The following is an 11835-nucleotide window of genomic DNA, read 5'->3' on the forward strand; positions in this document are numbered from 1 at the left end:
TTTGTTTTTTTTTGAGCGGGGTCCTTTGGGGCCTTATTTTGAGACGCAACCATTCTTTAAAAAGTAGTGCCGAGAAAAAAAGGGGCCGTGGTATGAAAACGAGGCATATGTTGAGAATCAAGTCGGCTAGCGGCGACTTCAGCCGCAAATTAACGCGCGCGTTATTGGAACAAGGCGGGGTCAATAAACTGCACAGGAAATCCAAAGCGGAGCTGCTATACGGGCCGCCGGAGAAGCCAGGCTTCCATCGTCCGGCAGAGGTGGAGGAATGGGAGCTGAATAGCGAGGCGGTTCGCTTCGCCTCGATCCCGCGGGACCGCGTCGAGGCCGCTTTGCGTTCGGCCGGGCTGCCGGCGGAATTCGCCGGGCACAAGGAACAAACCGGCGCGAGAAACGGTTTCGTGCGGCGCTATGCCGTCGCCGTGTTCAACCTGCGGGCTCTGACCGCGGTTCCGGTTCAGGCGCCGGGCACCATGCCTCTGCCGGGAGCCGGGGGGCAGCCGGATCCGGCTTCACCGCTATGGAGACGCCTGGAGAAGACGGCCGTCCGGGCTCTTTATACCTTTGGTCTCGATTTCGGGGAAGCGGTGATCCGGGCCGGGGAGGAAGGGTGCTATACGATAGAGAACTTGAACCCCTCGCCGACCTGTGGGGGGACAAGAGCCGTGGCTCTTTTCGCCGAAGCGATGGCCGGGCTGCTCCGGGAGCTGGAGGAGGCGGACGAGCGCATCTCCGAGCGTTTGATCGGGATGGATCCGGAGTTTTTGCTCTATAACGGCAAAACCAAAAAAGTGGTGCAGGCCTCCCGTTACCTGGGGCGGCAAGGCATCGCGGGCTGCGATATCCTCCGCTACCGGGGCCGGCGGCTCTTCCCGGTCGCCGAGCTGCGTCCCGAGCCGGGAAGGGAACCGCGGGACGCCGCCCGCGAGCTGCTGCGCGCCTTCCGTGCGGCGAAGTCCGCCATCACCGACGGCGAGCTGCTTTGGCTGGCCGGGGGGATGCCGCAGCGCGGCTTTCCCCTGGGCGGTCATCTGCATTTCAGCGGAGTCCCGCTGACCGGAGAACTCCTGCGCACGCTCGACAACTATCTCGCGCTGCCGACGGCGCTGCTCGAGGACAGCCGAAGTGCGGGGCGTCGCCCACAGTACGGTTTTTTGGGCGATTTCCGCCGAAAGGATTACGGCGGTTTCGAGTACCGCACGCTGCCCAGTTTTTTGATTTCGCCGCTGGTGGCGAAGGGCGTGCTCGGGCTGGCGGGCCTGATCCTCAAAGACTACCGGTTGCTGCGGAGACGGCCGCTGCATGAGGTGGCAGTACGAGAGGCGTTCTATCATGCGCGCAAGGAAGCGCTTCGCAAAGTGTGGCCCGAGCTTGCGAAAGATATCGCCGCGTCACCCGGGTATCCGGAGTACGCGGAATATATCGCCCCTTTTCTCGAGGCCGTCCGGTCCGGCAGGGTCTGGGACGAATCCGCGGATATCCGCCGGCCGTGGAAACTGCAAACCGACTCGTAAGCCTTCCTCCCTTTCTGGTATAATAGAAATCTATGAAAGGAAATTTGGAGGGTGCTCATGGCTACTTATACGCCGATGATTCAACAATATTTGAGTGTCAAAGCCCAGGCGCAGGACGCTTTTCTGTTCTTTCGGCTGGGGGATTTTTATGAGATGTTCTTTGACGACGCGCTGCTCGCTTCCAAGGAACTGGAAATCACGTTGACCGGCCGCGAAGGCGGCGTGGAGGAGAAAATTCCGATGTGCGGCGTGCCGTACCATTCGGCGGAGAACTACATACACCGTCTCATCGAAAAGGGCTACAAGGTCGCCATCTGCGAGCAGGTGGAGGACCCCGCCGCCGCCAAGGGCGTCGTCCGGCGGGAAATCGTACGCGTGGTCACGCCGGGTACGGTGATGGAAGGGAAGACCGTCGGCGAACGCGCCAACAACTATCTGATGTGCGTCACGGAACGGGACGGCCTGATGGCGGTGGCGTCCTGCGATCTTTCGACCGGCGAGCTGTACGTGACGTCGGCCCCGGCGAGCAAGGAATGGCTGCGCGATGAGGTGGGGATCTACGATCCTTCCGAAGTGATCGGAGATGAGGCGCTGCTGGACTGGATCCGCGAGCAGGCGGCTCCGCTCGGCAAGGCGATCGTGTTTACCCCTTGGGACAAGGGGAAAGATGAAGCCGGCCGCCAGCAGTTCGGCGAAGCCGCCTGGATCCGGCTGGAGAGCGAGCGCCGGGAATGCATCGCGCTGCTCGTCGGTTATCTGGCCGAAACGCAGAAACGTTCGCTCGGCCAGCTGACGAAAATTTCCGCCTACGAACCCGAGCAGTATATGATCTTGGACCCGTTCACCCGCCGCAACCTGGAATTGGTGGAAACGGTAAGGGAACGTTCGAAGAAAGGCTCGCTGCTCTGGCTGCTCGACCGGACGGAAACGTCGATGGGAGCGCGGCTGCTGCGGCGCTGGATCGACAAGCCGCTGTTGCAGCGCAGCCGGATCGAAGAGCGGCTGGAGGCGGTGGATGCCCTGTATAACGGGTTTATCCTGCGGGAAGACCTGCGCCAGTCGCTGCTGGAAATTTACGATCTGGAGCGGCTCACCGGCCGGATCGCCTTCGGCAGCGCCAACGGGCGCGATTTGATCGCGTTGAAAGCATCGCTGCGGCAGGTTCCGGCGATCAAAGAGCTTTGCGCGGCATCCCCATCCTCTACGCTCCGGGCCATCGCGGCGGATATGGACGATTGCGGCGATTTGGCCCAATTGATCGAAACGGCGATTGCGGACGAACCGCCGGTGTCGGTCCGGGACGGCGGAGTCATTAAGGGCGGTTTCCATGCCCGGCTGGACGAGCTGCGCCTGGCCGGCACGAACGGCAAGCGCTGGATTGCGGAGCTGGAGGCGGCGGAACGTCAGGCGACCGGCATCAAATCGCTGAAAATCGGCTACAACAAGGTGTTCGGCTACTATATCGAAGTGACGAAGTCCAACCTGTCGGCGCTGCCGGAAGGACGCTACGAACGGAAACAGACGCTGGCCAACGCCGAGCGGTTCGTAACGCCGGAACTGAAAGAGAAGGAAACGCTCATCCTGGAGGCCGAGGAACAGATGGCCGATCTCGAGTACCGGTTGTTTAACGAGATCCGTGAACAGATCGCCGCGGAGATCGAACGGCTGCAGCGTCTCGCCGAAAAGATCGCCGAGATCGATGTCCTCCGTTCCTTGGCGGTGGTCGCCTCCGAGGGCGGGTTTGTCAAACCCGTGCTTACCGACGGCTATAATCTCGTCGTGGAGCAGGGGCGCCATCCGGTGGTCGAATCCGTGATGAAGGATACGGCTTTCATTTCGAACGGCACGGAGCTGAAAAGAGAAGAGGCCAGCATCCTGCTCATTACCGGCCCGAACATGGCGGGCAAGAGCACATATATGCGGCAGGTTGCGCTCATTTCCATATTGGCGCAAATCGGCAGCTTCGTTCCGGCCGCCCGGGCGGAGATACCGCTGGTGGACCGGATCTTTACGCGAATCGGGGCGGCGGACGATCTGATCGGCGGACAGAGCACCTTTATGGTGGAAATGGCCGATATCCAAGTCATGACCGAAAAAGCGACCTCCCGCAGTCTGATCATTATCGACGAACTGGGCCGCGGGACTTCGACCAGCGAGGGAATGGCGATCGCGCAGGCCGTGATCGAGTACGTGCACGATCATATCGGCTGCAAGGCGCTCGTATCGACGCATTTCCACGAACTCGCGCACCTGGAGAACAGTTTGTCCGGCCTGCGCAATTATCGCATGGCCGTCCAGGAAAGCGGGGACAAGGTGCATTTTCTCCGGAAGCTCGTTCCGGGTGCGGCCGACACGAGCTACGGCATTTACTGCGCCCGGCTCGCGGGGCTGCCGGGCGGAATCATCGAGCGGGCTTACGGCTTGCTTCAAGGCTTTGAGCAAGCCGCCGCCGCCGTGACCGCGGGAAGCCTCGACGAGGTGCAAGCAGCGGCCGCCGCTGCAGGGGAGACCGTGGGGAACGTGGCGACGGTCCAAGCCGCGGAGGCGCAGAGTGAGGCGGTTCGACGCGTTGCGGAGGAGGCGCAGGCTCGAGCGGAGCAAGTCGGCGGTGATCTAGCGGAGAAATCCGAGGCCGGTGTCGTGCAGCTGTCGATTTTTGACGACGAGCCCCCGGCGAAAAAGCCGAAACCGGCTGCGGCGGAGGATGCCGGAATGCGTCAGATCGTGAATATGGTCAAGAATGCCGACCTGATGAACATGACGCCGCTCGAAGCGATGCAACTGGTGAATGAACTCAAGCAAAAGGCCAAGCATTTGTAACGAGTGCGGGCTGTCTATGCTAAGGGAAATAATAGCCGCTATTTCGTATCAAGGAACCTTTTTAAAAAGGTAACGGAAATCATAGCTGCTATTACGTAAAAACCGCCAGCTATGGTGTGTGAAAATCCAAAATAGGCGCTATGGCGTCTGTTAGAGAACGGATGAGGATTTTTTTCATGAAATAGCGGCTGCTGCGTCCGTTAAAAAGTCTAGTGCCCCTCCAGACATCGTAAATAGGAGAAAAATCGTATTGAACCCGTGAAGATCAAGGGGCCTGGCGCATTTTCCGACCCTTCCAACACCAAAAAGATGCAAATCTGCAGGTTTTTTAGGCTGGTCACCAGGGGGATTCGAAAAAAGATGCAAAATTGCAGGAATTTCTGACGATTTTGAAGAACCGAGTCGATTTCGCCGAAAATTGCTGCAGATCTGCAGGTATTTTGAAATTATTGTTCCATCCAGGAAAAAAACATGCACATATGCAGGAATTTTATGTTATCAAGGATGTCTGATGGGGCACTAAAAGTGCATCCCGTTAATCGGGAGCGATAAATATCGGGTAAATCGAGCAGCAGCGCAAGGGAGGGACGAGCTGTGGCAAAAATCACTATACTGGACGAGCATATCGCGAACCAGATCGCTGCGGGGGAAGTGGTCGAACGTCCGTCATCGGTCGTCAAGGAGTTGGTGGAGAACGCGGTGGACGCCGGCGCGAGCAAAATAGAGGTGCAGGTCGAAGAAGGGGGCCTTGAGCTGATCCGGGTCACGGATAACGGCTCGGGGATCGAGCCCGAGGACTGCGAAACCGCTTTTTACCGGCATGCCACGAGCAAGATTACGGCCGGGCGGGATCTTTTTCAAATCCGCAGTCTGGGCTTCCGGGGAGAAGCCTTGCCGAGTATCGCCGCGGTCGCCAAGGTCCGGCTGGTTTCCTCCAGCAACGACAGCGGATTGGGCCGGGTGATCGCGATCGAGGGCGGAACGCTCAAAGAAAATGAGGATACGGCCGCTCCCCAGGGTACGGAAATCACGGTTCGGGAATTATTTTACAATACCCCGGCAAGGCTGAAGTATATGAAGACGATCCAGACGGAGCTCGGCCACGTCTCCGACGTGATGTACCGTCAGGCGCTGGCGCATCCGGAGATCGCCTTTTCGCTCAAGCACAACGGGAACACCCTGCTGCAAACCCAGGGCGGCGGGGATCTTTTGCAGGTTATCGCTTCCATTTACGGCATCAATACGTCGAAATCGATGATTCCGATCGCGGCCGAAAACCTGGATTACCGCATTTCCGGGTTCATCGGGCTGCCGGAGCTGACCCGCTCCAACCGGAGCGCGATGTCCACGATCGTCAATGGACGCTTCATCCGCAATCAAGGGCTGCATCAAGCGATTCTGCGGGCCTATCATACCCTGCTGCCGATCAACCGTTATCCTTTGGTCGTCATTTCGCTGGATATGCACCCTTCCCTGGTCGATGTGAACGTGCACCCCGCCAAGCTCGAGGTACGTTTCAGCAAGGAAGCGGAGTTGAACGCGTTCGTGGAAGAGAGCATCCGCGCCGTGCTGTCCGAGCAAGTCCTTATCCCTCAGGTCGTCAAGCAGCAGCTCGGGAAGTCGGGCTCCGGCTCCGTGATCCAGGAGCAGTTTCACTTCCCGGCGGCCCGGCGGGAAGCGGCCGCAGCCCCGGCGGACGCCGGCGCAGGCAGCGCCGCCGGGGCCACGGCGAGCCCGGCGGCGAACGCGGCGAGCCCTGCCGCGCCCGAGGCGGGCTCGCGCAACGGCACGGGCGCCGGCGCGCCGCCGCAGCCGGGCGGTGCCTTCGCCGCGGGCGGCGCCTCCGCGCTGCGCGAGCAGGCGCCGGCCTACGGCAGCGCGGGCGCCGCACAAGCGCGCGCCGGCGCCACTGCGGCGCCGCCCGAGCCGCCGCGCCGGGTCCCGGACGCCGGCCAGCCCGGCGTCCGAGGCACCGCCCCGGCCGGCGGGCCTGCGGCCGCGGCGATGCCGGAGGCGCTCTACGGCGCTCCGGAACACGCGCCCGAGCTGCCGGCGTTTCCCGAGCTGTCCCTGATCGGACAGCATCACGGCACTTATCTGATCGCCCAGAATGAACAAGGGCTCTATCTAATCGATCAGCACGCCGCCCATGAGCGGGTGAATTACGAATATTACTATGAGAAATTCGGCAATCCGGCCGACGCTTCGCAAGAACTGCTTCTTCCGATTACGCTGGAATTTACGCCTGCCGAAAGCGAGAAACTGAAGGAACGTCTCTCGTGGTTCGAGCGGGCGGGCGTGATTCTGGAGCATTTCGGAGGCGGAACGTTTCGGGTCGTCTCCTGTCCGTACTGGTTCCCGGGAGGAGAGGAAGCCGAAATCGTCCGGGAGATGGCGGAATGGGTGCTCAGTGAACGGGCCATCGATTTGGCCAAGCTGCGCGAGAAATCTTCCATCCTCGTCTCCTGTAAAGCTTCCATCAAGGCGAACCAGAAGCTGACGACCGAAGAGGCGGATACGCTGCTGCAGCGGCTGGCCGCCTGCAAGCAGCCGTACACCTGCCCGCACGGCCGGCCGATCATTGTATCCTTTTCCAATTATGATTTGGAAAAATTGTTTAAACGGGTGATGTGAACGGAGGAACGAGAATTGTGATCATTACGACAGGAGATCATCCCGCGCGCGAAGCGGTGTCCAGGGCTGCCGCTCTCGCCGCCCTGGCGGAGGCGCCTTATATTCCGCGGAACCGGACGTCGCTTGCCAAGCTGTCCGCCCGTCACGGCGATCAGGACATCCTGGTCATTCTGGAAGGCGGGGCGCGGCTTTACCGGCCGGGACAGGAAGAAATGATGTTCCATCCCAGTATGGCGTTCGTCCGGGCCAAACGGCTGCTGAAAGGGGAGCGGGATCCGATGCTGGAGGCGGCCCGGGTTCGCCCGGGCGATACGATCATCGACTGCACGGCCGGTCTTGGCGCGGACGCGGCCGTGTTCGCCCTCGGCGCGGGACCCGAGGGAAGCGTCCTGGCACTGGAGGACTCGCTTCCGTTATGGAGTTTGCTGCACGAAGGTTTTGCCAACTACATATCCGGGGTAAAAGAATTTGACGAGGCTTTGCGCCGCATCACGGTCAAGCGGGCCGAGCACCTTGAAGTGCTGAGAGGGCTGCCCGACAAAAGCGCGGACGTCGTTTACTTCGACCCGATGTTTCGCGATCCGGTGCAGGAATCGTCGGCGATTTCGCCGCTTCGTGCCTATGCGAACAACGATAGCCTGGATGCCGAAGCTATTGTGCAGGCATGCCGGATCGCCCGCAGGACGGTGGTCCTGAAGGAGAAGAAAGGAAGCGGCGAATTCGAGCGTCTCGGTTTCGAAACGCAATCCCGCTCCCATACCAAAATTGCGTACGGAGTGATTTCGCTTGACAAGTCATAATAAACCCAAACTGCTGGTTCTGGTCGGCCCGACCGCCGTCGGCAAAACGAAACTGAGCATCGAGATCGCCAAGGCGTTCTCCTGTGAAATCATTTCCGGAGATTCTATGCAGGTGTACCGGGGGATGGATATCGGCACGGCCAAAATCCGTCCGGAGGAAATGGACGGCGTTCCTCACCATTTGATCGATGTGCTGGAACCGGACGAGGCTTTTTCCGTGGCGCGCTTTCAAGAGGAATGCCGATCGCTTATCCCGCAGATTCATGGCCGAGGACATCTGCCGTTTATCGTGGGGGGGACGGGGCTCTATGTCGAATCCGTCTGCTACGAATTCCAATTTACGGAAGCGGGGGCGGATGAGGCGTTTCGTGCGGAACAGCAGCGTTTGGCCGATGAACAGGGGCCCGAGGCCCTGCACGCCAAACTGGCGGCCATCGACCCCGAAACGGCGGGGAGGCTGCATCCGAACGATGTGCGCCGGGTGATTCGCGCGCTGGAAGTGTACCATCTGACCGGAGAGCCGTTATCGGCCAGTTTGGCGCGCCAGAGCAGGCAATCACCGTACGAGCTCTGCCTGGTCGGTTTGACAATGGACCGCCAAATGCTTTATAACCGTATTGAACAGCGTATTGACGAAATGATGGCTTCGGGGCTGGTCGATGAGGTGCAAAGTCTCCTGGACCGGGGATTTACTTCGGAGCTGGTATCGATGCAGGGGCTCGGGTATAAGGAGATCGCCGAGCACCTTGTGGACGGTGTTCCGCTGGACGTCGCGGTGGACAACCTGAAGCGGGATACCCGTCGGTTCGCGAAAAGACAGCTTTCCTGGTTCCGCCATATGAAAGACATATCTTGGGTGGATGTGGGTGACGGCACAAATTTTTCCGCGAATTTTGCAGCCGTACATGCTATAATAGCAGGAAAGTTTTCAGCTGATCTTGAATATAATTCTAAACACTAATTGATTCCTATTGGGGGTACGGCGAATGAACAAGTCCATTAACATCCAGGATACATGTCTGAATCAAATGCGTAAAGAGAGCATCCCGGTTACGGTCTTCCTGATCAACGGGTTCCAGATCAGAGGGACGATCAAAGCGTTTGATAACTATATCATCGTCATCGACAGCGACGGCCGTCAGCAAATGGTGTACAAGCATGCGATCTCCACGTTCCAGCCTCAGCGGAATGTATCGCTCATGCAGGATACCCAGAATGAGGGATAAGTCCGAATTGAAACTTTTTTGAATGCAGCACGTTTAATGGTATAGGAAATGAAGCGGAACAACCTGAAGATAGGTTGTTCTTTTCTTTCCGGGCCCAAACCGGCAAGGGTCCCATGATACAGAGAGATATGAGACGGGAAGAAGGGAGTCAAAACCATGTCTACCAACAGACCTTCCAGATTGGAACGGAGCAGCAAACCTTCTGCGAAATCGGAAACGAAGAAACCTGGCAAGAAGAAAAAGAAGATTACGCCCAAACGCTTGCTTTGGACCGCTTTTTTCACAATCGCCTTTGCCATATTCTGCGGGACTGCAGGCTTTATGTACATCACGGTCAGCGGTGAAAAGATCTTAAAGGAAAACGGAGACAAGCTGGTCATCTATGAAACGTCGAAAGTTTATGACCGTACCGGCAAGCTGATGGGCGAGTTGTCCATCGAAAAGAGCGAACCCGTGGATAAAGTTCCCGATTTGGTCAAAAAAGCGTTTATCGCTACCGAGGATAAGCGGTTTTATGAGCATAACGGGGTGGACTTCTGGTCCATCGGTCGCGCGGCGGTCAAGGACGTTATGGCCAGATCCCTCGTAGAGGGCGGCAGTACGATTACCCAGCAGCTCGCCAAAAACATGTTTCTGGACTTCGACAAGACGTTTTTCCGCAAAGCAACGGAGATGTCGATCGCAATGGCTTTGGAACGGCATAAATCAAAAGATGAGATCATTACGCTTTATCTCAACCGGATCTTTTTCGGACAAAGGGCCTACGGCATTAAAGCCGCTTCCCAGCGCTATTTCGGCAAAAGCAACCTGGAAGATTTAAAGTTGTGGGAAATAGCCACCCTTGCGGCCATCCCTAAGGGTCCGTCCAAGTACAATCCGGTCAGCAACCCGGAATTGTCGAAGCAGCGGCGCGCCGTGGTGCTTGACTTAATGTACCAGGAAGGCTATATCTCCGCCGAAGAGCGGGATGAGGCCAAGGCTGTGGATTACAATTATCAGCCACCGACCAAAAATGACAGCTATCAGGCCTTTAAAGATTACGTAATTAAAGAAGCCGAGGAAAAATTCGGTCTTACCGAAGACCAGTTGAACCGCGGTGGATACAAAATTTATACGACGATGGACGCCCAGGCGCAAAAAGCGGTTGAGAAGGCGTTCGCCAACGACGACTTTTTCGAAAAGAGCAAGGACGATCAGCAGGTTCAGGGGTCCATCGTCATCATGAACCATGAGAATGGCAGTCTGGTTGCGCTGCTCGGCGGACGGGACTATGAGCGGAAAGGCTTTAGCCGTCTGGACAGCCGGCGTCAGCCGGGATCCTCGTTTAAACCGATCGTTTCCTACGCACCGGCTCTGGAGAGCGGCAAGTTCACCCCAACTTCACTGCTCAGCAATGAGAAGCAGTGCTTTGGGGACTACTGTCCGAAGAACTTGCACGGATACTCCAAAACGATCGATATGACGACGGCCCTGACGAAATCGGAGAATATTCCGGCCGTCTGGCTCCTTAACGAAGTCGGGGTAGGAACCGGCGTCAAGTATGCCCAGGAGATGGGGATTAAGATGGACAAGAACGATCGCAACCTGGCGATCGCCTTGGGCGGTTTAACCCATGGGACGAATACGCTGGAGATGGCGGGGGCTTTTAGTGTGTTCGGCAACGGCGGGCAATACAACGAGCCTTACTCGATCAAATCGATCGTGGATCATGACGGTAAGGAAAGATACCGACATGATGCGAAGGCCAAAAAGGTGCTCAGTGAGCAAACGGCTTACTATATGACGCAAATGCTGCAAAATGTCGTTAACGACGGAACGGGGAAACGCGCCAGACTGAACCGGCCTGTAGCGGGTAAGACGGGGACGACCCAGCACGGGATCAAAGGCCTCCGAAGCAGCAAAAACCGGGACGTCTGGTTTGTGGGTTACACGCCGGAATGGACGGCGGCAATCTGGATGGGATACGATAAACCGGACAAAAACCACCTGCTGAACGGCAGCAGCGGTCAGGCGGCCGCGTTGTTCTCGGCGGTGATGAGCGAGGCGCTCGAAGGCGTACCGGTCAAGGATTTCCCGGTTCCGAAAAATTTGAAAAAGGAAGAACCGCCTAAACAGGAAGAAGAGACGGTAACGAAGCCTGCGAATCTCTCGGCGACGTATAGTCCGGAGACCGGGGTTGTTACGCTAAACTGGACCGGTGTCAGCACCGAGGGCGCGGTCTACCGGATTTACCGCCGCGAAGCCTCGCAATCCGATTTTTCTCTCTATATGGAAGCGACGGCTCCCGGTGCGGAGGATATCGGGGTAACGGCAGGCGGCAGCTACGAATACTACGTAAAAGCCTACGATGCGGTCAACAATGTCGAGAGCGATCCATCAAATATTGCTCAGATCATGATCGAAGCCGAGGAGCCGCCGATGGATGATCTCGATCCCGGACAGGGCGACATGGGAGGAAGCGACGGTTCCGGCAACGGATCGGTGGATCCGGGTAACGGGAACTCCAATCCCGATCAAGGAGGCAACTCCGGCCAAGGCCTTCCTCCGGCCGGGAATAACGGGGGCGGAGGCCAAGGCTCAGGAAACAACGGCAACGGTAACAACGGTCATGGTCATGGTCAAGGTAACGGTAACGGAGGGCATTCCGGGAACAATAGCGGGGGTGGCTCCGATAACGGTCAGGGAGAAACAACACCTGACGGTTCAGGGGACGGCTCTTCCGGATCGGTCGATCCGGGCTTTTCGCCGGATGAAGGCGGAGGCCATTCGACGGAAGGGATTACTGTCGACCCGACGGGTAACGCGGGTACGAACACCGGGCTGTAACTTTGGATTAGGCTG

At 58.1% G+C, this 11835-nt stretch carries 7 protein-coding genes; all 7 read left to right on the forward strand.

Annotated elements, in window-relative coordinates:
- Positions 1-92 precede the first annotated feature (92 nt).
- The 7 genes from FRY98_RS13060 (at position 93) to FRY98_RS13090 (ending at position 11820) form a co-directional block, all read left to right on the forward strand.
- Entirely contained in the window at positions 93-1514 is a 1422-nt protein-coding gene (locus FRY98_RS13060; RefSeq protein ID WP_148452369.1) for a putative amidoligase domain-containing protein, read from the forward strand.
- Positions 1515-1571: 57 nt separating this feature from the next.
- The gene (mutS, locus tag FRY98_RS13065) at positions 1572-4334 is read left to right on the forward strand and encodes a DNA mismatch repair protein MutS (RefSeq protein ID WP_148452371.1); all 2763 of its coding nucleotides are present in this window, start codon (positions 1572-1574) and stop codon (positions 4332-4334) included.
- A 594-nt stretch (positions 4335-4928) separates the two neighbouring features.
- Positions 4929-6968 (forward strand): DNA mismatch repair endonuclease MutL, encoded by a 2040-nt coding sequence (gene mutL / locus FRY98_RS13070; RefSeq protein WP_148452373.1) that lies wholly within the window; start codon positions 4929-4931, stop codon positions 6966-6968.
- Positions 6969-6985: 17 nt separating this feature from the next.
- Positions 6986-7768 (forward strand): class I SAM-dependent methyltransferase, encoded by a 783-nt coding sequence (locus FRY98_RS13075; protein WP_148452376.1) that lies wholly within the window; start codon positions 6986-6988, stop codon positions 7766-7768.
- The gene (gene miaA, locus FRY98_RS13080) at positions 7755-8729 is read left to right on the forward strand and encodes a tRNA (adenosine(37)-N6)-dimethylallyltransferase MiaA (RefSeq protein WP_148452378.1); all 975 of its coding nucleotides are present in this window, start codon (positions 7755-7757) and stop codon (positions 8727-8729) included. The genes FRY98_RS13075 and miaA overlap by 14 nt, the downstream gene beginning before the upstream one ends.
- A gap of 25 nt (positions 8730-8754) precedes the next feature.
- Positions 8755-8994 carry an RNA chaperone Hfq gene (hfq, locus tag FRY98_RS13085; protein WP_148452380.1) on the forward strand — a complete coding sequence of 80 codons (240 nt, stop codon included), beginning with the start codon at positions 8755-8757 and terminating at the stop codon, positions 8992-8994.
- Between the two features lie 156 nt (positions 8995-9150).
- Positions 9151-11820 (forward strand): transglycosylase domain-containing protein, encoded by a 2670-nt coding sequence (locus FRY98_RS13090; protein ID WP_148452382.1) that lies wholly within the window; start codon positions 9151-9153, stop codon positions 11818-11820.
- Positions 11821-11835 lie beyond the last annotated feature (15 nt).

It is taken from the genome of Paenibacillus faecis (assembly GCF_008084145.1).
In the GTDB taxonomy this organism is placed as follows: domain Bacteria; phylum Bacillota; class Bacilli; order Paenibacillales; family Paenibacillaceae; genus Fontibacillus; species Fontibacillus faecis.

What these genes read in the sequence shown, in the direction of transcription:
- FRY98_RS13060 (WP_148452369.1), top strand. Translation starts at nt 93, where the DNA reads ATGAAAACGAGGCATATGTTGAGAATCAAGTCGGCTAGCGGCGACTTC.
- mutS (WP_148452371.1), top strand. Translation starts at nt 1,572, where the DNA reads ATGGCTACTTATACGCCGATGATTCAACAATATTTGAGTGTCAAAGCC.
- hfq (WP_148452380.1), top strand. Translation starts at nt 8,755, where the DNA reads ATGAACAAGTCCATTAACATCCAGGATACATGTCTGAATCAAATGCGT.
- FRY98_RS13090 (WP_148452382.1), top strand. Translation starts at nt 9,151, where the DNA reads ATGTCTACCAACAGACCTTCCAGATTGGAACGGAGCAGCAAACCTTCT.